Raw genomic sequence first — 21,268 nt, forward strand, 5'->3', positions numbered from 1 at the left:
CCGCGACCCGATCCCACGGCGAGCGCGAAGAACGCCGGGGAGACGGCGCCGCCGCGGCGCGTTATGTTTCGAGATGGGATCCTCCACGTAACGGCGCGCGCTCGGGCGCAAAGCTCGTGATCCGTGGGCGCCTCGCGCGGGCGCGGCGCAGCCCGGCCGCCTCCTGCGCCGGCCGGCGGAGTTGTGCTTCCCGCCCGATCGCGCGTACCCTCCGGGCGCCGCAGCCTCCGGAGGGTGCCCCTTGACACTGCTCGTCAGCGACTCGATTGCCCAGCGCGTCCAGCGGCTGGAGATCCCTTTCAACAGCTTCGGGGTCGATCCTTACGGCATCTCCCGGAAGCACCTGGGCCTCTTCTTCTCTCTCCTCGACTTCTTCTATCATCATTATTTCTCGGTGGGCGTGACGGGCATCGAGAACGTCCCTGCGCGCGGGCGCGCGATGCTCGTCGGCAACCACTCGGGCGGCGTCGCCATCGACGGGGCGATGGTGGTCGCGTCGATGTTCTTCGAGATGGATCCGCCGCGGCTGGCCGAGGGGATGGCGGAGAAATTCATCAATCGCCTCCCGTTCACCTCGCTCTGGTCGAGCCGCACAGGGCACTTCACCGGACTCCCCGAGCACGCGAGCCGCCTGCTCGAGGACGAGCGGCTGCTCATGGTGTTCCCCGAGGGGGCGCGCGGCACCGCCAAGCTCTACAGCGAGCGCAACTCGCTCGTGCACTTCGGGTCGGGCTTCGTCCGGCTCGCGATGAAGACGGGCACGCCCATCATCCCGTTCGGCTTCGTCGGCGGCGGCGAGGCGGTGCCCACCGTCGCCAACTCGTACACGATCGGCCGGCTGTTCGGGGTGCCGTATATCCCGATCACGCCGTACCTCGTGCCGGCCCCGCTGCCGGTCCAGCTGGAGATCACCTATGGCGAGCCGATGACGTTCGCCGGCACCGGCGCGGAGGAAGACGAGGTGATCGCCGGCCACGTGGAGCAGGTGAAGGCGAGGATCGCCGAGCTCATCGAGGCGGGGCGGCGGCGCCGCCGCAGCAAGCTCGCGCTGGATCAGCGCGGCGACGCGCCGCCCGCGCCGGCGTCGTCGAAGGAGCGCGCATGAGGGTCCTCATCCCTGGAATCACCGGCCAGCTCGGCCGCATGGTCGCGGCGCGCCTCCTCGAGGAGGGGCACGAGGTGATCGGCATCGACCGCCGGCCCTGGCCGGACGCCCCGGCCGGCGTCGAGATGCACAACGTGGATCTGCAGAAGCGCGCCGCCGAGGACGTGTTCCGCAAGAGCCGGCCCCAGGCCGTGATCCACATGGCGACCGTGACGCACCTCGTGGAGCAGACCGAGGAGCGGTATCGGATCAACCTCGGCGGCACGCGCGTCGTCTTCGACAACAGCCGCGCCTGCGGCGTCGAGCACGTGATCTTCGTCGGAAGACACACGTATTACGGCGCTGGCCCCGAGTCGCCGCTCTACCACAAGGAAGAGGATCCGCCGATGGCGGTGTCCACCTTTCCCGAGCTGGCCGACCTCGTGGCCGCCGATCTGTACGCCTGCACGGCGCTCTGGCGCGCCCCCGAGCTCTGCACGACCGTGCTCCGCATGTGCTACACGCTCGGCCCGACGGGCCACGGGACGCTGGCGAGCTTCATCCGCGGGCCCCACGTCCCGTACGTCCTCGGGTTCGACCCGCTGTTCCAGTTCATGCACGAGCAGGACGTCGTGACCGCCATCTGCCTCGCGCTCGAGAAGCGCATCCGCGGCGTCTACAACGTCTCGGGTCCCCAGCCCGTGCCCCTGTCGCTCATCATCCGGGCGGCGGGACGGGTGGCGGTCCCCCTCCCCGAGTTCGTGCTGCGCAACGCGCTCGGCCGCTTCGGCCTGCCGAAGCTCCCGCGCGCGGCGCTGACCCACATCAAGTACCCCGTCGTCGTGGACAGCGCCGCCTTCCGCGCCGCCACCGGGTTCAAGCACGCCATCGACGAGGCCCAGGCCGTCCGCGAGTACCGCGACGCGCACCCGGTCCCAGCGGGCCGACCCTGAACCGTCCGGAGATCGCCGGAGTTCGCCTGAAGGAGGTCCCGATGTTGTCCGACAAGGTCAAGCAGTTCGCGCCGGCCACGCTCACCGCGGACGTCAGCGCGCTTCCCGAGCCCGAGCGGAGGGCGCTCGACAAGCTCATCGAGGCCTCGCGACGGCTCGATCCCGTGTTCGATCGCCAGGCCTACGCCGGAAACCCCGAGCTCCGCGGGCGGCTCGCCTCGGACGCCACCCCGGAAGGCCGGGACAGGCTCGCCTATTTCGACATCATGCGGGGCCCGTGGGACAGGCAGGATCACCACCGCCCCTTCGCCATCGACATACCGCGTCCGCCCGGCGCCGGCTTCTACCCGGAAGATCTCTCGTCCGACGAGCTCCGCGCCTGGATCGAGCAGCACCCGGGCGACAAGGAGGCCTTCGAGGGGCTGTTCACGCTGATCCGCCGCGACCGGGGCGGGCTCGTCGCGGTGCCGTACAGCCAGGCCTACGCGGCGTGGCTCGGCCCCGCCGGCGCGCTCCTCGAGGAGGCCGCGGCGCTCACGGCGAACGAGAGCCTGCGCAGGTTCCTGAGGTCCCGGGCCGCTGCGTTCCGGTCGGACGACTACTACGCCTCCGACAAGGACTGGATGGACCTCGACAGCCCGGTCGAGGTGACCATCGGCCCGTACGAGACCTACGAGGACGAGCTCCTCGGCCTGAAGGCCTCGTTCGAGGCGTTCGTCACGGTGAGCGACCCGGAGGCCTCCCGGAGGCTCTCCAAGTACAAGGAGCTCCTCCCGGAGATGGAGCGCAACCTGCCCATCCCCGACGAGGTGAAGACCCAGCGCGGCGGAGAGAGCCCCATCCAGGTCGTGGACCTGGTCTTCAGCGCCGGCGACGCCCGCAAATCGGTCCAGACGATCGCGTTCAACCTGCCGAACGACGAGCGCGTCCGCGCCGAGAAGGGTGCCAAGAAGGTCCTGCTCCGCAACGTCATCGAGACGAAGTTCGAGCTGATCATGCGGCCCATCGCCGAGCGCATCCTCGACCCGGCGCAGCTCGAGCACCTGTCCGCCGACGCGTTCTTCAACGAGACGCTCTTCCACGAGCTCTCGCACAGCCTGGGCCCGGCGTTCACGCGGGCCTCCGGAGAGCGGGTCGAGGTGCGGCTCGCGCTCGGCGCGGCCTACTCGGCCATCGAGGAGGCCAAGGCCGACGTGATGGGCGCCTACAACGTCCTCTTCATGATCCAGCGAGGCCACTTCGCCGGAGACTTCCGGGAGAAGCTCCTCGTCTCCTACTTCGCGGGGCTCTTCCGGAGCACCCGCTTCGGCGTGGCCGAGGCGCACGGCAAGGGCGCCGCGCTCCAGATCAACCGCTTCCTCGAGGAGGGCGCCGCCCGCTTCGACCCGGCGACCCGGCGCTTCACGGTCGACGCCGCGGAGCTCGAGGCCGCCATCGCCCGCCTCGTCCGCGATCTCTGCCTCGTGCAGCACCGCGGCGACAAGCAGGCCGCCGGCGAGCTCCTCGCGCGGTACGGCGAGGTCTCGGAGCCCATGCGGCAGGCGCTCGGCGGCCTCGAGGGGATCCCGATCGACATCCGGCCGATCTACCCGCTCGCCGGCGAGTGAGCGGCCGGCGCGCGGCGCTCACGGCCCGAGCTGGACCAGGAACGCGTCGGCGGCGCCGCCGCTCGCGATCGCGCCGATCCCGAGATCGAGGACGCCGTCGAAGCGACCGGTCACCCAGCTGTGGCCGAGGCGATCGACGGCGACGGAGGCGCCCTGCTGCTCGCTCGAGTCGCCGAACGAGAGCAGCCACATCGGGTCGCTGGCCGGGGCGAGCTTCATCACGAACGCGTCGGAGGCGCCCCTGGCCGACCGCACCCGGTCGCCGAGCTCGATGCTCCCGCCGAAGTCGCCGGTCACGACGATGTTGCCGGCCAAATCGGTCGCGACCGAGGCGCCCTCCTGGTCGGCGTCGTCGCCGAAGTCCTCGCACCACTGGAGCACGCCGTTCTCGTCGAGCCGGATGACGAGGATGTCCTTGTCGCCCGCGCTCGTGCGCACCGACTCGCCGACGGTGACCGACGAGCGGAACGAGCCGGTCACGACGACGTTGCCCGCGCCGTCGACCGCGACGCCGAGCGCCTCGGCGGCGTTGGTCGCGTTGGCCGACTTGCTCCAGACGTGGTCGCCCGACGGGTCGAGCTTCGCGATGAACAGGTCGTTCTTGGCGTCGGTGGAGAGCCCGTTCCCGTACCCCCCGAAATCGACGCTGCCGGCGAAGCGGCCGACGAGGACGATGTTGCCATGGCCGTCGACGGCGACGCCGGTGCCCGCCTGATCCGCGGCGTCGCCGAACTGCCTGGCCCAGCAGACGTTGCCGGCGGCGTCGAGCTTGGCGAGGAACACGTCGCTCTTGCCCTGGCTCTTCAGGAGAAAGCGCTCGCCGTGGCTGTTCTCGCCGAAGTCGAGCGTGCTCCGGAACTCGCCGGTGACGTACGCGTTCCCCGCCTCGTCCACGGCGACCGCCGTCGCGCGCTGGGTGTCGTTGTCGCCGAAGCGCCGGCTGAACTGGTGCGCCCCGGAGGCGTCGAACCGCGCGACGACGACGTCGGGGCGGCGGCCGTGGCCTTCGCGCACGCCGCCGCCGAAGTTGACGTCGCCCGACGCGCTGCCCGCGAGCACCACGTCGCCGCCCGGGGCGAGCGCGACCCCCTGCGCGACGGTGTCCGCGAAGCGGCGGCCGAACCGGAAGCGCCCTTCGCGCGTGGAGACGTCGCGGGAGAACGAGACGAGGAAGGCGTCCGGCTCGGCGAGCGAGCCGAGCTCGTCCGAGGGGCCCGCGCCGAGATCGGTGCTGCCGGACGCCGACCCGACCACCACGACGGCGCGCTCGCCGACGGCGACGCCGAGGCCTTGCTGCGCGCCGGTGCCGCCCAGCGCGATGCTCTGCACCGGATCGCCGGTGCACGCCCGCCCGTCGCAGTTCTCGTCCGCGCCCGTGCAGCTCTCGAACGCGGGCAGCACCTGGCCGACGCAGGCGCCGACGTCCGTCCCGTCGTCGTTGCACGTGGCGACGCCGGCCGCGCAGGGGCCGACGCCCTCGGTGCCCCGCGGCCCCGCGTAGCAGGCCGCCTCGACGCCGGGGACGCAGAACCCCGCGCTCGATCCGCCCCCGCCGGTCCCGCTGGGGTCGACCTCGCCGCCGCCGACCCCGCCGGCGCCGCCTCCTCCGTCGCCGACCGGGTCCGCCGCGACGTCGGGGAACGGCGCGATGAAGGCGCACGCGCCCACCCCGGTGCAGGCCAGGGCGAGCGCCGCGACGGCGCCCCTTCCGAGCCGGCGCGCGCGGCTCACAGCGCTCCCTGCACGGCGACGCCGGCGCCGTCGGCGCCGACCCACGGCGAGAGCGCCGTCAGGCCGGGGGCGCGCGGCGCGGGCGAAGGCCGCGGGCTGGCGGCGTGCTCGGGCGCCGCGCGCGGCGACGGGGCGGTCCAGAAGAGGTACGCGGCGAAGCCGCCCGCGACGAGGGCCGCCCCGGTGAGCGCCGTGCTCGTGACGGCGAGCGCCTGCCCGCGATCGCGCAGCGCCTGCCGCTCGGCCATCGAGCCCGGGGCGGGGTCCTCGTTCTTCTTCACGAAGGTGTGCCGCACGTCGTAGGCCATCGCGCCCGTGACCACGGCGGCGGCGCCGAGCGCGGCCGCCGCCCCCAGGACGGCCACCGGCGGGACGCTCACGCCCGGCGCGGGCGCGCGGGGCGGCACGGGGCGAGCCGGCGCGATCGGCCGCAAGGCCGCGAGCGCCCGCTTGCGGCCGAGCTCGGCCCGCAGCTGGACGACGGCGCCCGTCTCAGCCTGCACCGTGGCCTCGAAGCGCCCGGCGTAATTTTCGGCGCTCACCGCGATCCGCCGCGCCCCGGGGCTCACGAGGATGGCCGCGCCGACGAGCGCCGGGTGGATCGGCTCGCCGTCGATCTCGACGCGCACGCCGGTCGCGTCCTCGGGCAGCTGCAGGACGATCTGCGACGTCTTCGCGCGGAGCTTCTCGATGCGTGACCGCGACTCCCTGGCGAGCGCGAGCTCCTTCCGCGCGGTCGCGCCGGACGTGGCGAGCTCAAACGCGTTGAGCGCCTCGACGACGTGGCCGAGCGCCTCGTGACAGACGCCGAGGTGGTACCAGAGCGGCGGTGACACGACGATCTTGCTGATGCGCTCGTAGATCTCGAGCGCTTCCGCCCATCGCCCTTGGTCCTCCGCGGCGAGGCCGAGCGAGAAGAGGTGCCGCGCGGACGCGAGCTCCGCGGCGCTCGGCTGCCGCGGCGCGGCGGAAGCCGCCGTGTCGCCCGCGACCGCGCCCGGCTGCCGCGGCGCGGCGGAAGCCGCCGTGTCGCCCGCGATCGCGCCCGGCTGCCGCGGCGCGGCGGGAGCCGCCGTGTCGCCCGCGACCGCGCCCGGCTGCCGCGGCGCGGCGGGAGCCGCCGTGTCGCCCGCGACCGCGCCGGGCGTAGCGCGCTCGGCGCCCTCCGGGGAAGGATCGGCGAACGCAGCCGGACCGACGCCGACCACGGCGAAGAATACCACTCCGCCGATGGTGATCCGATGCTCCACCCACGCCTCCTTCCTCAACGAAGCGATAGAGGCAATCTAACCGTACTCATGCTGGCCGATTCTCGACAACTGGAAAATTGTTTGAGATTGGTTCCCGATCCTGGAACGCTCTGGCATCGCCCGAGGCATCGCCCGAGGCATCGCCCGAGGCATCGCCCGAGGCATCGCCCGTGAGAGCTTCAGCGTGGTCGGATTCACGACGACACAGGAGTCGCAGGTACGAGCTGTGATAGCGCCCGTCGATCTTGTGCCAGGCCAACTCCTCGGCCGCTATGAGCTGCTGATCGCCATCGCGCAGGGCGGAATGGGCACGGTGTGGGCGGCCCGGGAGCGCGGCGGGGCGGCGGGCGACAAGATCGTGGCAGTCAAGACGATGCTGCCGGCGCTCTCCAGCGACCCGCGCTGCAAGCGCATGTTCCTCACGGAATCTCGCATCGCGGCCCGGATCAAGCACCCGAACGTGTGCGCGATCCTGGATCAAGGTGAGCAGAGTGGGGTGCTCTACTTCGTGATGGAGTGGATCGACGGCGACGCGCTCGTGGCGCTGCAGGGCGGCAGCACCCGCAAGCAGGGCCGGCCGCTCCCCCTGCCCGTCGCGGTGCGGATCGCGATCGAGGCGGCGCGCGGGCTGCACGCGGCCCACGAGCTCCGAGACGAGGACGGCGCGCTGGTCGGGCTCGTGCACCGGGACGTCTCTCCGCACAACATCCTCATCACGCGGGACGGCTCGGTCAAAATCGCCGATTTCGGCGTGGCCAAGGCCGTGGCGCAGGCCGACAACCCGACGACCAACACCGGGCACATGAAGGGCAAGATCCTCTTCATGGCCCCCGAGCAGGTCTACAGCGAGCAGCTGGACCGGCGGTCCGACATCTTCGCGCTCGGGATCGTGCTCTATCAGCTGACGACGGGCACGCACCCCTTCGCCGCCAGCCACGACCTCGCGACCATGGCGCGCATCGCGCGGCCCGAGCCGGTCGATCCGCCGAGCTCGCTCGTCCCCGGCTACCCGCCCGCGCTCGACGCCGCGGTGATGCGCGCGCTCGCCAAGGATCCCGCGGAGCGGTTCGCCACGATGGCCGAGCTCGCGGACGCGCTGGAGGCGGTGAACGCGACGCTCGGCGGCCGCCCCGAGGAGGTCACGGGGTACATCCGCGACGCGCTCGCCGCGCGCACGTCCCGGCGCGCGGCGGTGATCAAGGACGCGCTGCGCGCCGCGGAGGGCAGGTCGCGGGGGCGGTCGTCCTCCCGGCTCGATCCGCGCCGCCGCGCCCGCACGATCGCCACCGCGGCGGCGCTCGTCGCCTCGGGCGCGCTGCTCGGGGCGGCGACGCTCCTGTGGATCGGCCTCGGGGAGGGCCCCGCCGCGCAGCAGATCGTGGAGGTGCCCGCGGCGCCGCCCCTCGCGGTGGAGCCGGGTCCGCGGGCCGCGACCACCGAGCCGCGCGCGCCGGAGCCGCCGCCCGCGCCGGCGCCCTCGACCGCGCCCGCGACGCCGCCGTCCTCCGCCCCCGCCGCGACCGCGAGCCCGGGCCCTCCTCGCCCGCCGCGCGCGCCCGCCGAGGCCGGGCGCGCCAGGTTCCGCGAGCCCGGCTTCTAGCGCCGCGCGCCGCGCCGATGCCCCGCGCGCCGAGGAATATTCGGGCGGCGCCGGTTGTCCTCGGGCGGCCGGGCTTGCTATGAGCTCCCACCCGTTATGCACGACGTACGCGCCCTGAACGAGCTGGTCGCCAAAGAGAGCGCCTTCATCGACACCCTGCTGAGCGAGGTTGGCAAGGTCATCGTCGGCCAGACGTACATGATCGAGCGCATCCTCATCGGGCTGCTCACCGGAGGGCACGTGCTCCTCGAGGGCGTCCCGGGCCTCGCCAAGACGCTCACCGTGCGGACGCTCTGCGACGCGATCGACGCGAAGTTCTCCCGGATCCAGTTCACGCCGGATCTCCTGCCCGCCGACCTCATCGGCACCGTCATCTACAACCACCAGAAGGGCGACTTCACCTCGAAGCTCGGCCCGATCTTCGCGAACCTCGTGCTCGCCGACGAGATCAACCGCGCCCCCGCCAAGGTGCAGAGCGCGCTCCTCGAGGCGATGCAGGAGCGGCAGGTCACCATCGGGGACACGACCTACCCGCTGCCGAGCCCGTTCGTGGTCATGGCGACGCAGAACCCGATCGAGCAGGAGGGGACCTACCGGCTCCCGGAGGCGCAGGTCGACCGGTTCATGCTCATGGTCAAGGTCGGGTACCCCGCGCGCGCCGAGGAGCGGCAGATCATCGACCGCACGACCGCGGTGATCGAGGGCAAGGCCGCGAAGGTGACGACGCCCGACGAGCTGGTCTCCGCGCGCAAGGTCGTGCGCGACGTGTACATGGACGATCGCGTGAAGGACTACATCGTCGACGTGGTCTTCGCGACCCGCGAGCCCGGGCAGAAGGGGATGCGGGAGCTGAGCAGCCTCATCGAGTACGGGGCGAGCCCGCGCGCCTCGATCGCGCTGGCGCTCGCGGCCCGCGCGCACGCCTTCCTGCGCCACCGCGGCTACGTCACGCCGGAGGACGTGAAGGCGATCGGCCCGGACGTGCTCCGGCACCGCGTCGTCCTGACCTACGAGGCGGAGGCCGAGGAGGTGACGTCCGAGCAGATCGTCCGGCGCGTGTTCGAGGTGGTCGAGGTGCCGTGATCAAGGCCTCCGGCTCGAAGAACCCGCTGCCGCCGGAGCTCCTCAAGCAGCTCCGGCGCATCGAGATCCGGACGCAACGGCTCGCCAACGAGCAGCTCTCCGGGACGTACTCGTCCGTCTTCAAGGGGCAGGGCCTCTCGTTCCGCGAGGTCCGCGCCTACATGCCCGGCGACGACGTGCGCTGGATCGACTGGAACGTCTCGGCCCGCATGAGCGAGCCGTTCGTGAAGGTGTTCGTCGAGGAGCGCGAGATGACCGTCATGCTGGTCGTCGACGCCTCGCAGAGCGAGCAGTTCGGCACGCGGCGCGCGTCGAAGGCGCGCGTCGCCGCCGAGATCGCGGCGCTCTGCTCGTTCAGCGCCATCAAGAACAACGACCGCGTGGGCCTCGTGCTCGCGACCGAGGCCATCGAGAAGCTCGTGCCGCCCAAGAAGGGGGACAAGCACGTGATGCGCGTCATCCGGGAGATCCTCGGGCACGAGCCGAAGTACACGGGGACCAACCTGAAGCTCGCGCTCGAGACCCTGGTGAAGGTGGCGAAGCGGCGGAGCGTCGCCTTCGTGATCAGCGATTTCTTCGCCACGGGCTTCGAGCGCTCGCTCTCGCTCGCGAGCGCGAAGCACGACGTGATCCCGGTGATGCTGGTCGATCCGCGCGACGAGGAGCTGCCCGACGTGGGGCTCGCGACGTTCGAGGACCTGGAGACCGGCGAGGAGGTCGTGGTGGACACCGGCGACCGGGCGGTGCGCGACCACTACCGCACCGCCATGCGCAAGCTCCGGAGCGACCGGGACAAGCTCTTCAAGAAGCTCGCGCTCGACGCCGTGGTCGTGAAGACGGGGGAGAGCTTCGTGACGCCGCTGCGCGACCTGTTCGCCAAGCGGGCGCGGAGGCTCAGGCGATGAGGCCGCGCCCCCCCTCGGCCGTCGCCGCGGGCGCCGCGCGCCTGCCCGCGTGGTTCGCGCTGGCAGCGGCGCTCGCGTGCGCGGCGCCGGCGCTCGCGCAGCCGGACGCGGGCGCCGCCGGCGGGCCCGCCGGCGGGCCCGCCGCTCAGCACGACGACGCGCCGCCCGCGCCGCCGCCGCTGCCCGCGCCGGCGCCCGCCGCGACGGAGCGCGGCGGGAGCGTGTGGGCCTCGTGCGCCGAGCACGTGCCGCCCGGCGCGACGCGGCCGACGCTCCAGGAGACGTTCCCCAGGAACGGGTTCAGCGGGTACGCGGCGCACCTCGAGATCACGATCGCGCACGGCAAGGGCGAGACGGTGCTGCCGGAGGGCTTCAAGGTCCAGAGCGACAGCGACGCCGCGCGCGCGCTGGAGAAGGCGGGGTTCATCCTGCCCGAGGCCGACGCGGGCGCGGGGCCGACCAGCGAGACCACGGCGACCGAGGCCGGCGCGACGACCAAGCTGGTCATCCCGTTCGTCCCGCTGCCCAAGGAGCCCGGGAGGAGCGCGCTGCAGCTGCCGCCGGTGCCGATCGCCGTGTCCCGCGCGAGCGGGGAGCTCGTCACCGTCTGCACCCGGCCGCACGAGATCGTGGTCGAGGACCCGATCGCCAACGAGCGGGATCCCAAGGTCAAGCCGAACCCGCCGCCGCGGCCGCAGCGGGAGGAGTGGGTGCTCGCGAAGCAGCTCGCGGCGGGCATCCTCATCGGCACGGCGCTCGGGCTCGTCGCGGCCTGGCTGGTCCGGCGCTGGATGCGCCGGCCCCGCGTGGTGGCCGCCCCGCCGCCCAAGCTGCCGTGGGTCGCCGCGCTCGAGGAGCTCGAGGCGCTCCGGCGCTCGAGCCTGCTCAGCGAGGGCCGGACCGACGAGTACTTCGACCGCGTGAGCGACTGCGTGCGCAAGTACCTCGGCGCGCGCTACGGCTTCGACGGCCTCGAGACGACCAGCGACGAGATGCGCGCGCTGCTCGCGCGGGTGCGCCCGCCCGTGCCGGTGCTGCCGCAGATCGCGCGCTTCCTCGCCGACTGCGACCTCGTGAAGTTCGCGCGCCTCCAGCCGAGCGAGGCCGACTGCCTCGAGGCGATCGAGCGCGGCGAGGTCATCGTGCACCGCACGACCCCGCCCGCGGTGCGGCCCGAAGGGGGCGCCGGGTCCGGAGCCCCGCCCGCCGGCAAGCAGCCGCCGCCCACTCGCCCGTCCGGCGCGCCGGGGGAGGCGCCGTGAGCCGCGCGAAGCGCGCGGCGCTCGCGATCGGGGGGACGCTGGTCGTCGCCGCGCTCGCCTGCGTCTATCCCTACCTCGCCCGCCGCGACGCGTGGGTCGGCGCGAGCTGGCAGGCGCCGTGGTTCTTGCTCGCGCTCCTGGCGGTGCCGGTCGTCTGGTACTGGGGCATCTTCGCGGAGGACGCGCGCAGGCCCCGGCTCCGGCTCGGTACGGTCGCGCCGCTCGCGCGCGGGCCGCGCGGCCTGCGCAGCCACCTGCGCGACCTGCCGGGCGTGCTCCGCGCCGTGGCGCTCGCGCTCCTCGTCCTCTCGATGGGTCGGCCGGTCAGCGTGCTCCGCGAGCAGCGCACGGACGACAAGGGCATCGACATCGTCGTCGCGCTCGACCTGTCGGGCTCGATGCGCGCGATCCTCGACGCGAGGCCGAGCGATCTGCCCGGCCAGCCGAGGCTGCCGCGCGGCAAGCGGCTGACCCGGCTCGACACGGCGAAGCTCGTCCTCCAGGACTTCATCGGCCGCAGGAAGACCGATCGCCTCGGCGTCGTCGTCTTCGGCAAGGCCGCGTACGTGCTGTCGCCGCCGACGCTCGACTACCACCTGCTGACGCAGATGGTGTCGCAGATGACGCTCAACGTGATCGACGGCAGCGCGACGGCGATCGGCGACGCGCTGGGCACCGCGGTCGCCCGCCTGCGCAGGAGCGACGCGCAGTCGAAGGTCGTCATCCTCCTGACCGACGGCGACTCGAACGCGGGGGCGATCGCGCCCGAGTACGCGACCCACCTCGCGACGTCGCTCGGGGTGAAGGTCTACACGATCCAGATCGGCACCGACGACGAGGTCGAGGTCGAGGACGGCGTCGATCTCTTCGGGCAGCCGCGCTACGTGCGCCACCGCTTCCCGGTGAACCCCGCGCTGCTCCAGGAGATCGCGCAGAAGACCGGCGGCGAGTCGTACGTGGCGACCGACGCGAAGGCGCTGGCGGACAGCATGCACGACGTGCTCGACCGGCTGGAGAAGACCCGCTTCGAGGCGTCGAGCGCCGCGTACGAGGATCTCTTCCCGTTCCTGCTCCTGCCCGGCGTGTTCCTGATCGGGCTCGACGCGCTCCTGCGCGCCTGGCTGCTCCGGAGGTTCCCGTGAACTTTGCGGCCCCGTGGTTCCTGCTCGGGACGGCGTTCGCCGCGCTGATCGGCCTCCTGCTCATCCTCGGCGGCTTCGGCGTGGCGCGCGCGATCAAGCGCTTCGGCGACGAGGATCGCGTGAAGGCGCTCACCACCGCCGACCCGGCGAAGCGCCGCGCGTGGAAGGGCGTCCTCCTCGTGCTCGCGACGGCGCTCGCGTTCGTGGCCGCGGCGCGGCCCCAGTACGGCAAGGGCACGCGGCTCGTGCCGGCGACGAACGTCGACGTGGTGATCGCGCTCGACTACTCGAAGAGCATGTACGCGCGCGACGTCGAGCCGTCGCGCATCTTCCGGGCGAAGGTCGAGGTCGCCCGCCTCATCAAGGATCTCGAGGGCGCGCGCTTCGGCGCGGTGGCGTTCGCCGGCGAGCCGATGGGCTTCCCGCTCACGGCCGACGGCGCCGCGATCGCTCAGTTTTTCCGCCAGCTCGACCCGAACGACATGCCGATCGGCGGCACCGCGATCGCGCGCGCGCTCGACCAGGCGAACGACCTCCTGAAGCGGGATCCGAAGTCCGCCGAGCACAAGCGGATCATCCTGCTCGTCACCGACGGCGAGGACCTCGAGGGCTACCCGCTGAGCGTCGCCCAGGCGATCGGCGCCCAGGGCACGACGATCCACGTCGTGCAGATCGGCGGGCGCACGCCGGAGCCGATCCCGGAGATCGGCCCGGACGGCCGCATCGTCGGGTGGCGGACCGATCGCCAGGGCAAGCCGCTCACGACCGAGCTGTCGCTGTCGGGCGAGCAGCAGCTCGCGTCGATCGCGCAGGCGACGCCGGGCGGGCAGATCATCCGCGCGGAGAAGGGGACCACGGGCATCGAGACGATCGCCGCGGAGCTCAGGCGGCAGATGAAGAGCGAGTTCTCGGAGCGGGTCGAGACGGTCTATGCGGACGTCTACTTCTACCCCCTCGGCCTCGCGATCCTGCTCCTCATCGCCGAGGTGTTCCTCAAGGACGCTCCGCGCCGGCGCTTCGTCGCGACGAGGCCTGAAGTGGCGCCGAAGCGCGCCGCGCTGCTGAAGGCGCGCCCGGGTGGCGCGGACCTCGCGGCGGGGGCGGCGGCGGAGGGCAGCGCGGGAGGGCAGCATGCCGCGTCGTGATCGCAAGCGGGCCGATGCGCCGCGCCGGGATCGCCGGCGGGCGGATCTCTCCGGGTTCTTCGCGCGCCACGGGCGCCTCATCGCGATCGGGCTCGCCGCCGCGTGCCTCACCGGCGCCGCGTTCTCGGCGGCGACGGGCTGCGGCGGGTGGGATCCGACGTCCCCGTTCGAGCGGAACGCGCCCGCGGTCGATCAGGCGATCCGCGATCTCGACGCGGGCAACTTCGAGTCCGCCGAGCAGGCGCTCGCGAGCTACCTGGGGACGGGCCCGTGCACCGACGCCGGCATCGGGCTGCCCGACGCCGTCCGCCAAAAGCCGAACGGCTCGTTCGATCTCGGGCTGACGCTGTTCCACCTGGCCGAGCGCTACGGCCACCGGTTCGGCGACGAGGAGCTCGCGGACGGCGGCCCGGAGCAGGAGCAGAACGACGCGCTGCGCGGGATCGAGATCGACTGCGCGCTGATCCTGGTGAAGGCGATCGGCGCCGACCCGAGCGTGCCGGCCGACCTGCGGGCGCGCGCCCGCTACCTCGCGGGCAACCTCGAGTTCTTGCGGCGCAAGTACGAGGACGCCGTGACGTATTACGACCAGGCGCTGGCCATCATCCCCGGCATCTTCGAGGAGGCGGGGGGCGACGGCATCGGGCGGGACGCGGCCTGGAACCGGGCCATCGCCCTGCGGCGGATCCAGGAGCAGCAGGACGCCGCGCCGCCGGACGCCGAGCCCGACGCGCCGCCGGACGCCGAGCCCGACGCGCCGCCGGACGCCGAGCCCGACGCGGGCGACGACGGCGGCGACCAGGACGCGGGCGACGACGGCGGCGACCAGGACCAGAGCCCGGACGCCGGCCCGCAGGATCAGCCGCCCGACGCGGGCCCGCAGGATCAGCCCGAGCCGCCGCGCGAGCAGCCCCAGGAGCAGCCGCCCACCGGGCGGCAGGACGATCGCATCCTCGATCAGCTCGAGGAGGCGCCGACGTACCAGGAGCAGGAAGCGAAGAGCAAGGCCGGGATGCGGCGGGGCCGCGCGATGGAGGACAAGTGACGCGCCCGCCGCGCTCCCCTGCCCCGCTCGCGCTCGCCGCGCGCTTCCCCGCCCCGCTCGCGCTCGCCGCCCCGCGCCTCGCGCCGCTCGCGACGGCGCTGCTCTTCGCGCTGCTCGCGCTGCTCGCCCCGCTCCGCGCGCGCGCCCAGCAGCCGGAGCTCTCGTCGCGCGCGAGCTCCACCGAGGTCGAGGTCGGCGAGCCGTTCACGGTCGAGGTGAAGGCGCTCGTGGAGCGCGGCGGCGGCATGCCGTCCGATCCGGAGCTGCGCGTCCCGCCCGACCTCTCCATCGTCTCCGGCCCGAGCATCGGGACGCAGATGAAGACGCAGCTCAGCGGCGGCGTCATGACCACGCAGCTCGGGATCAGCGCGACGTGGCAGATCGTCGCGGACAAGCCCGGCCGCTACACGATCCCGGGGCCGACGATCGGTTGGAACGGCAAGCGCCTGACCGCGGCGCCGATCCTGATCAAGGTCGTGCCCGCGAGCGGGCGGCCGCGCCGGCCGAACAGCCCGTTCCTGATGCCCGGCGGCCCGATGCCGGGCTTTCCCTGGCCGTTCGGCGGTCCCGGCGGCCTCCTGGACGACGACGTGGTCGAGGACGAGCCCGAAGACCAGGCGCCGGAGCTCGCGATGCCGAGCGAGCCCGACCCGGTCGTGTTCATCCGCGCCATCCCGGACAAGACGAACGCCGTGGTCGGCGAGCAGGTCACCGTCTCGTTCTACCTCTACTTCCGCGAGAACGCGGAGATGAGCGAGCCCCGCGCCGCGCCCGCCGCGGACTTCCTCCGCCACCCGCTCCTCGAGGACCCGCGCCACGAGCGGCCGGTGTACACGCGGGTCGGCGGGCACCGCTACGCGGCCCGCCTCGTCGACAAGCTCGCGCTGTTCCCGCTGAAGGCGGGCGAGCTGCACACCGGCAGCATGCAGGCGCGCATCACGGGGCGGCGGATCGGCGCGCGCGTGCTGCGCGAGTCGAACGACGTGGTCGTCCGCGTCACGGAGCCGCCGCTCGCCGGCCGCCCGTCCGGCTACGTCCTCGGCGACGTCGGCCAGTTCACGCTCAAGGCGACGGTGCAGCCGCGCCAGATCGAGCAGGGCGGCTCGGTGGCCGTCACCGTGCAGGTCGCGGGCACCGGCAACTTCCCGCAGTCGCTCCGGGTGCCGGAGCGGACCGGCCTCGAGTGGCTCGATCCGGAGAAGCGCGAGTCGCTCGAGCCGCGCGGCGGCGCGATCGGCGGCTTCCGGTCGTTCGGCTACGTCGTCCGCGTCCAGGAGAGCGGCGCCGTGGACCTCGGGAAGATCGAGCTCCCCTACTGGGATCCGGCGCAGAAGCGCTACGTGGTCGAGAGCGCCGAGCTCGGCGTCGTCCAGGTGACCCCGGTCGCGCCGTCGGCGGCGTCCGCGCCGTCGTCCACGGCGCCGGGCGCCGCGGACGGCGCCGCGGGACGCGCCGAGCGGTTCGCCGGGATGCCCGGGCTCCGCACGTCGCTCGGCCCGTACGCCCCGCCCGCGACGCTGCCCCTCGATGGGGCGCCGTTCTGGCTGCTCCTGGCCGCGCCGCCGCTCGCCGTCACGCTGTTCGGCGCGGGCGCTCGCCTCGCGCGCCGGGCGCGCGAGCGCCGCGCGGCCGGCGCCACCTCGCCCGCCCGGCTCGCGGCGGTCGCGCTGGGCGAGGCGGAGGAGGCCGCCGCGCAGGGCGACGTCGGGGCGACGGCCGCGGCGATCGAGCGCGCCGTGCACCGGGCGATCGAGTCCGCGACGGGCCTCCGCTCCCGCGGCGTCCTGCTGGCGGCGCTGCCGGACGAGCTCGGCCAGCGCGGCGTCCCCGACGCGCTCTCGGCGCGCGCCTGCGAGGCGCTGGCCGCGTGCGAGGCGATCCGGTTCGAGCCGGCCGCGCGCGGCGGCAACGCCGGCGCGGCGGCCGCCGCGGCGCTCGTCGAGCAGGGCCGCGCCGTGCTCACCGAGCTCGCCCGATGGAAGCCGACGTGAAGCTCGCCCGATGGAAGCCGACGTGAAGCTCGCCCGATGGAAGCCGACGTGAACCTGCGAAAGAGGCGCCCCCTCGCGGCCGCGCTCGTCCTCGCCGCGTGCCTCGCGCCGGCGCTGCCGGCGCGCGCGCAGCCGGGGGAGCCGCCCGAGGCGCTGTTCCAGCAGGGCACCGCGGCGCTCGGCCGCGGGGAGTACGGCGCGGCGATCGACACGTTCGAGCTGCTCGCCGATCGCGGCTTCGTGCACCCGGACGCGAGCTACAACCGCGGCCTCGCGTACGTCACGCGCGTGCGCGAGGGCGCCGACCGCCCCGGCGATCTGGGCCGGGCGGCGGCCGCCTTCGAGGAGGCGCTGCGGCTCCGCCCGGGCGACGCGGACGCGGATCGCGCGCTCGACCTCGTGCGCGCCGAGATCACCCGCCGGCGCTCGCGTCGCGCCGCGGACGCGGTCGACGCGCGCCCCACGCTCGACCGGGTCGTCGTCGGCCTCGCCTCGGAGCGCACCTGGGCGGCGGCCGCGCTCCTCGCGTCGCTCTTGCTGTCGCTGGGCGTGGTCCTGCGGCGCCGCCCGGCCGGCCCCGCGCACGTCGCGGGCAGCGTCCTCGCGCCGACCGCGCTGGTCGCGCTGCTCGCGCTGGTGCCGCTCACCTATGCGGCGCGGCACCTCCGCCTCACGACCCGGGCGGGCGTCGTGGTCGCGCCCGAGGTGCGGCTCCTCGACGAGGGCGGGCGCGCGCTGGCCGCCGCGGCGCAGAGCCCGATCCCGGAGGGCGCGTCGGTCGAGGTCGGCAGGAGATCGGGCGGGCTGGCGGAGGTCCGCTGGGGCGCGGCGGAGGGGTGGGTTCCTGCGTCGAGCATCCGGCTCCTCGCTCCATGAGCCGCGCCATCGTGTGCTAGGTTGTCCGCGTGTGGGTACGCCGCGCAGCCATTCGCCCCGTCCCCTCGTACGCTCAGGTGCCTGCGCGCGTCCTGTCCGAGATCGAGGATCAGCTCGCCGAGGATGACGACGACTCGCGCAAGCAGCTCGACGACGCGTTCACGCGCTTCGAGCAGACGCAGCCCGCGCTGGCCGATCGGATCTCCTCGGTGCTCTCCGGCCCGCTCGACGAGACGGCGCTCGCCCTCGGCTACTTCCTGACGCTGGCGATCTGGCTCGCCTTCGACGAGCTGTTCGGGCAGGACCTCGAGGAGGTCACCGAGACGGCGCTCACCGGCGTCGAGGAGTCGCTGAACCTGGACGAGCAGATCCGCCTCCACGACCCCGCGGAGGCGGTCGACTCGGACGACGTGATCGCGATGGAGCAGCCGGACGTCCTCGCGTTCGTGCAGGAGCACCTCGACGCCGCCCTCGAGGCGAACGCGCACGAGGTCGACGTCGACGACGTCCACGCGATCTACCGGGTGGTGCTGATCGAGGTGCTGGCGCTGAGCTACGCGGTGCGGCCGCCCTCGAACTGGGTGGCGCTCACGACGGAGTTCACGGCGTAGCGCCATTTGCCCGGCCCCCGGCGAGGGTGTCCTCGGCGCGGCGCGGGGTGGGGGCCCCGCCGAACTCGCCTGAGAGTTGAGCCATCCGGCTTGCCGGATGGCTCAACTCTCAGGCTCAGACATCGGCCCATCCCCCACCCCGCGCCGCGCCGAGGACACCCTCGCCGGGGGCCTACGGTGGGGGTCAGCGCGCGGAGAAGGTGGCGAGGAACGCGGGCATCTCGATGCTGCGACCATCGTCGAGGAGGACCGTGCGGCGCGGGGCGTTGATGGCGTCGAGCACGGCGACGAGCTCGCGGAACGGCGTCTTGTCGTCGCTGTGGAGCACGGCCTGATCGGCGCGGCGGTCGCTCGGGGCGCGGTGCTCGCCGCTCCGCTCCCACTCGCGCTGGATGGCGTCGCTGAGCTCTCGATACCGGATCGCGCTGGCCCCCGCCGCGCCGATCTCGACAGGGTGCTTGGGGACGCTCACCTCGCTCAGGACGGTCGCGCCCTGCTTCCACACGAGGTTGAACCTATCCTCGCCGACGTGGACGTGCATCGTCTTGAGAGGCTCCTTCTGACACTCCTCGCCGCACCCGGCGGCGGCCGGGGCCTCTGCGCTGGTCTTGAGGCGCGAGCTCGAGACCCACACCGCGGTGATCAGGAGAAAGGCGATGGTCACCATCAGGAGGTCGATGAACGGAATCATGTTGATATCGCTGTTCCTCGCCCGCCTCTCGCCACCGCCCACGTCGACGCCCGCCATGGCTGCCTCCTTGTGTGTTCGTGCTGCCGCGATGTGCGCTCGTGCGCCGCGAAGCGCCCCGGCTCCGCAACCGCGCCGCGACGTGGGGGACTGAGGACGGCGCGCCCCGAATGTTCCTGGAGCGCACCGGGCCGAGCGGCGCATCCGTGCGGGGGCGGCAACGGACCCACGCGGAGAAGCACAGACACGCCAGGCCACCCCGCATCGCCCGCGACAGGTGCCCCCTCGGAGGGGACGGACGATCGCGGGCGCGCGCGCCCCGCGCCGTCCACTATTTCGGAGGCGCATCATTTTGCCGCCTCTGCAAAAACAGCGCATCGCGTCAAGCGTGGCGCATCGGCGCAGGTGGCACCTTGGAACAATTTTACAGCGACGACGCAATTACCTGCTGAATCCATGGGCATTTTGGTCGACACGGCGAGCCACGGCTGAGATTGCCCGATGGCGTCATCACGATGACGCATCGTGCCGTCGTCGGTGCGTCACGACCGAGCTGTCCCTTGACAAACAATCCGTTATAACGGATGATAGGTCTACGGGTTGGAGGTAAGTCGGATGCGCCCCCAGAGTGCTCAAGTGATCGACTTGGAAGAGTACCGGCAGCAGCGGCGGGTCGCTCGGAGCGAACGCGCGCTCGAGAACGACACGATGGCGTCGGGTAGCTCGTTGACCATGCCGGTCGCCCTCTGGTGGTTCCCCGTGTGGACGTGGATGCCGGTCTGGCAGCTGCGATGAAATCGGTCCGCCAGAACACGCCGCGCGCCCCCCTTGGGCTGATCGCCGGCGAGCGGTTCGAAGCCTCGTCGTCCGGGGTGGGCTTCAAGAACGGGGTGGAAGCGCCCGCCGGGCCTGCGGAGAGCTCCTTGCCGCTCGCCGGCCCGCGGTCGCATCGCCGGCCGGAAGGCGCCGCCGACCTCGCGAGCGCCAGCGCGAGCCGCGCGAAAGGGAACGGGGCGCCGAAGGAGCCGCCGCAGCGGGACGTGGACGAGACGTCCGACGAGGCCTGGGGCTACGAGATGGCCCCGCAGGACTCGTCCTCGGCGCTCACCGGCATCGTCGGCGCCAACCTGCGCCGCCTCCGGACCAAGCGCGGGCTCTCCCTCGAACGGCTGGCGAAGGCGTCGAGCGTGAGCCGGGCGATGCTCAGCCAGATCGAGCTCGGGCAAAGCACGCCGACGATCAACGTGCTCTGGAAGATCGCCCGGGCGCTGGGCGTGCCGTTCTCGGCGCTGATCAGCGACCAGTCGATCGGGGGCACGGCGCTCATCCCGGCCGCGCGCGCCAAGGTGCTCACGTCGCACGACGGCTCGTTCACCTCGCGCGCGCTGTTCCCGTTCGATGTGCCGAGGACCGTCGAGTTCTACGAGCTCAGGCTCGCTCCCCTCGCCACCGAGCAGGCGGATCCGCACCCGCCGGGCACGATCGAGAACCTCGTGGTGACGACGGGAACGCTGGAGATGATCGTCGGCGCCGAGCGCCACCTGCTCGCGACGGGCGACGCGATCCTGTTCGAGGCCGACGTGCCTCACCAGTACAGGAACCCCACCAGGCAGGAAGTCATCATGTACCTGGTGATGACGTACGTCGAAAAGACCGGCTGACCAGCGCGAGCCGCCAGGGCGCCTGGAGAAGGAGAATCTCCTGGCGCTCCAGGCGCCGTGTCCATCGGTTCGTGTTTGCCCGGCGCCGGCGAGCCATCAGGCGCTGCGCCAGGGGCGCGCGATCACCGGTTCATGCTGGCGACGTTCGAGCCGCCCATGTTGCTCGTGCCGCTCGCGCCAGAGCCCATGCCCATGCCGGTGCCCATGCACATCATCATCGGCATGCTGCCGCACATCACCATCATCGGCATGCCCATGCCCATCATCTTCATCATGGCATCACACCGCTGGCGCAGCATGTCCATGTTCATGCCCTCCATGGGCATCATCTTGCAAACCATCCCGTCTTTATCCATCTCACAGGTCATCCGCGCCATCATCGGCATCTGACCCATCATCTGAGGCATCATTCCCATCATCTGAGGCATCATCCCCATCATCTGAGGCATCATCCCCATCTGGGGCATCATCCCCATCTGAGGCATCATCCCCATCATCTGAGGCATCATTCCCATCTGAGGCATCATCCCCATCTGAGGCATCATCCCCATCATCTGAGGCATCATCCCCATCGAGCCCATCATCGGCATGCTCATCATCGGCATCATGGCATTCCCTCCGCAATCTCGTGGTT

The 21,268-nt window shown here is 72.7% G+C and carries 19 protein-coding genes; 15 read left to right on the plus strand and 4 right to left on the minus strand.

Going from position 1 to position 21,268, the window contains the following annotated elements:
• Window positions 1-241 precede the first annotated feature (241 nt).
• From WME83_RS38595 to WME83_RS38605, 3 genes are read left to right on the plus strand one after another with little or no spacing between them, the layout of a single operon-like run.
• The gene (locus WME83_RS38595) at window positions 242-1,105 is read left to right on the plus strand and encodes a lysophospholipid acyltransferase family protein (protein ID WP_437314702.1); all 864 of its coding nucleotides are present in this window, start codon (window positions 242-244) and stop codon (window positions 1,103-1,105) included.
• Complete coding sequence (locus tag WME83_RS38600; RefSeq protein ID WP_437314703.1) at window positions 1,102-2,037, plus strand: SDR family oxidoreductase; 936 nt, start codon at window positions 1,102-1,104, stop codon at window positions 2,035-2,037. The genes WME83_RS38595 and WME83_RS38600 overlap by 4 nt, the downstream gene beginning before the upstream one ends.
• Before the next feature lie 41 nt (window positions 2,038-2,078).
• Window positions 2,079-3,644 carry a dipeptidyl-peptidase 3 family protein gene (locus tag WME83_RS38605; RefSeq protein ID WP_437314704.1) on the plus strand — a complete coding sequence of 522 codons (1,566 nt, stop codon included), beginning with the start codon at window positions 2,079-2,081 and terminating at the stop codon, window positions 3,642-3,644.
• Between the two features lie 18 nt (window positions 3,645-3,662).
• On the opposite strand, the gene WME83_RS38610 is transcribed toward WME83_RS38605, so the two are convergent.
• Window positions 3,663-5,375 carry a hypothetical protein gene (locus WME83_RS38610; protein WP_437314705.1) on the minus strand — a complete coding sequence of 571 codons (1,713 nt, stop codon included), beginning with the start codon at window positions 5,373-5,375 and terminating at the stop codon, window positions 3,663-3,665.
• Window positions 5,372-6,625, minus strand: coding sequence for a hypothetical protein (locus tag WME83_RS38615; protein WP_437314706.1), 1,254 nt, complete (start codon window positions 6,623-6,625; stop codon window positions 5,372-5,374). The genes WME83_RS38610 and WME83_RS38615 overlap by 4 nt, the downstream gene beginning before the upstream one ends.
• A 247-nt stretch (window positions 6,626-6,872) precedes the next feature.
• Between WME83_RS38615 and WME83_RS38620 the strand changes: the two genes are divergently transcribed.
• The 10 genes from WME83_RS38620 to WME83_RS38665 all read left to right on the plus strand — a co-directional run bounded on the left by WME83_RS38620 (window position 6,873) and on the right by WME83_RS38665 (window position 18,285).
• On the plus strand, window positions 6,873-8,225 hold the full coding sequence (locus WME83_RS38620; RefSeq protein WP_437314707.1) for a serine/threonine-protein kinase: 1,353 nt from the start codon (window positions 6,873-6,875) through the stop codon (window positions 8,223-8,225).
• 96 nt (window positions 8,226-8,321) lie between these two features.
• Window positions 8,322-9,308: an AAA family ATPase gene (locus WME83_RS38625; protein WP_437314708.1), complete on the plus strand. Its 987-nt coding sequence runs from the start codon at window positions 8,322-8,324 to the stop codon at window positions 9,306-9,308.
• Window positions 9,305-10,213, plus strand: coding sequence for a DUF58 domain-containing protein (locus WME83_RS38630; protein ID WP_020739577.1), 909 nt, complete (start codon window positions 9,305-9,307; stop codon window positions 10,211-10,213). The genes WME83_RS38625 and WME83_RS38630 overlap by 4 nt, the downstream gene beginning before the upstream one ends.
• Window positions 10,210-11,475 carry a hypothetical protein gene (locus WME83_RS38635; protein WP_437314709.1) on the plus strand — a complete coding sequence of 422 codons (1,266 nt, stop codon included), beginning with the start codon at window positions 10,210-10,212 and terminating at the stop codon, window positions 11,473-11,475. Before WME83_RS38630 ends, WME83_RS38635 begins: the two co-directional genes overlap by 4 nt.
• Window positions 11,472-12,617, plus strand: a complete 1,146-nt coding sequence (locus tag WME83_RS38640; RefSeq protein ID WP_437314710.1) for a vWA domain-containing protein — start codon at window positions 11,472-11,474, stop codon at window positions 12,615-12,617. Before WME83_RS38635 ends, WME83_RS38640 begins: the two co-directional genes overlap by 4 nt.
• Window positions 12,614-13,762 (plus strand): vWA domain-containing protein, encoded by a 1,149-nt coding sequence (locus WME83_RS38645; RefSeq protein WP_437314711.1) that lies wholly within the window; start codon window positions 12,614-12,616, stop codon window positions 13,760-13,762. Before WME83_RS38640 ends, WME83_RS38645 begins: the two co-directional genes overlap by 4 nt.
• Window positions 13,749-14,807 (plus strand): tetratricopeptide repeat protein, encoded by a 1,059-nt coding sequence (locus WME83_RS38650; RefSeq protein ID WP_437314712.1) that lies wholly within the window; start codon window positions 13,749-13,751, stop codon window positions 14,805-14,807. The genes WME83_RS38645 and WME83_RS38650 overlap by 14 nt, the downstream gene beginning before the upstream one ends.
• Window positions 14,804-16,798: a BatD family protein gene (locus WME83_RS38655; RefSeq protein WP_437314713.1), complete on the plus strand. Its 1,995-nt coding sequence runs from the start codon at window positions 14,804-14,806 to the stop codon at window positions 16,796-16,798. Before WME83_RS38650 ends, WME83_RS38655 begins: the two co-directional genes overlap by 4 nt.
• A gap of 48 nt (window positions 16,799-16,846) precedes the next feature.
• Window positions 16,847-17,674, plus strand: a complete 828-nt coding sequence (locus WME83_RS38660; RefSeq protein ID WP_437314714.1) for a hypothetical protein — start codon at window positions 16,847-16,849, stop codon at window positions 17,672-17,674.
• A 77-nt stretch (window positions 17,675-17,751) separates the two neighbouring features.
• A complete protein-coding gene (locus WME83_RS38665) occupies window positions 17,752-18,285 on the plus strand; it encodes a hypothetical protein (protein WP_020739589.1) in 534 nt (177 codons plus the stop codon).
• Window positions 18,286-18,469: 184 nt separating this feature from the next.
• Here the strand turns inward: WME83_RS38665 and WME83_RS38670 are convergent, their stop codons facing one another.
• Window positions 18,470-19,033, minus strand: coding sequence for an ExbD/TolR family protein (locus WME83_RS38670; RefSeq protein ID WP_437314715.1), 564 nt, complete (start codon window positions 19,031-19,033; stop codon window positions 18,470-18,472).
• A 576-nt stretch (window positions 19,034-19,609) separates the two neighbouring features.
• On the opposite strand from WME83_RS38670, the gene WME83_RS38675 reads away from it, so the two are divergent.
• Both WME83_RS38675 and WME83_RS38680 read left to right on the plus strand, forming a co-directional pair.
• Window positions 19,610-19,768: a hypothetical protein gene (locus WME83_RS38675; protein ID WP_165374388.1), complete on the plus strand. Its 159-nt coding sequence runs from the start codon at window positions 19,610-19,612 to the stop codon at window positions 19,766-19,768.
• A complete protein-coding gene (locus tag WME83_RS38680; RefSeq protein ID WP_437314716.1) occupies window positions 19,765-20,634 on the plus strand; it encodes a helix-turn-helix domain-containing protein in 870 nt (289 codons plus the stop codon). Before WME83_RS38675 ends, WME83_RS38680 begins: the two co-directional genes overlap by 4 nt.
• Before the next feature lie 122 nt (window positions 20,635-20,756).
• On the opposite strand, the gene WME83_RS38685 is transcribed toward WME83_RS38680, so the two are convergent.
• The gene (locus WME83_RS38685; RefSeq protein WP_437314717.1) at window positions 20,757-21,242 is read right to left on the minus strand and encodes a hypothetical protein; all 486 of its coding nucleotides are present in this window, start codon (window positions 21,240-21,242) and stop codon (window positions 20,757-20,759) included.
• Window positions 21,243-21,268: the final 26 nt, after the last annotated feature.

Source organism: Sorangium sp. So ce385 (genome assembly GCF_051474135.1).
Classification (GTDB): domain Bacteria; phylum Myxococcota_A; class Polyangia; order Polyangiales; family Polyangiaceae; genus Sorangium; species Sorangium cellulosum_D.

What these genes read in the sequence shown, in the direction of transcription:
- WME83_RS38635 (WP_437314709.1), top strand. Translation starts at nt 10,210, where the DNA reads ATGAGGCCGCGCCCCCCCTCGGCCGTCGCCGCGGGCGCCGCGCGCCTG.
- WME83_RS38605 (WP_437314704.1), top strand. Translation starts at nt 2,079, where the DNA reads ATGTTGTCCGACAAGGTCAAGCAGTTCGCGCCGGCCACGCTCACCGCG.
- WME83_RS38680 (WP_437314716.1), top strand. Translation starts at nt 19,765, where the DNA reads ATGAAATCGGTCCGCCAGAACACGCCGCGCGCCCCCCTTGGGCTGATC.
- WME83_RS38670 (WP_437314715.1), bottom strand. Translation starts at nt 19,033, where the DNA reads ATGGCGGGCGTCGACGTGGGCGGTGGCGAGAGGCGGGCGAGGAACAGC.
- WME83_RS38650 (WP_437314712.1), top strand. Translation starts at nt 13,749, where the DNA reads ATGCCGCGTCGTGATCGCAAGCGGGCCGATGCGCCGCGCCGGGATCGC.
- WME83_RS38600 (WP_437314703.1), top strand. Translation starts at nt 1,102, where the DNA reads ATGAGGGTCCTCATCCCTGGAATCACCGGCCAGCTCGGCCGCATGGTC.
- WME83_RS38685 (WP_437314717.1), bottom strand. Translation starts at nt 21,242, where the DNA reads ATGATGCCGATGATGAGCATGCCGATGATGGGCTCGATGGGGATGATG.
- WME83_RS38625 (WP_437314708.1), top strand. Translation starts at nt 8,322, where the DNA reads ATGCACGACGTACGCGCCCTGAACGAGCTGGTCGCCAAAGAGAGCGCC.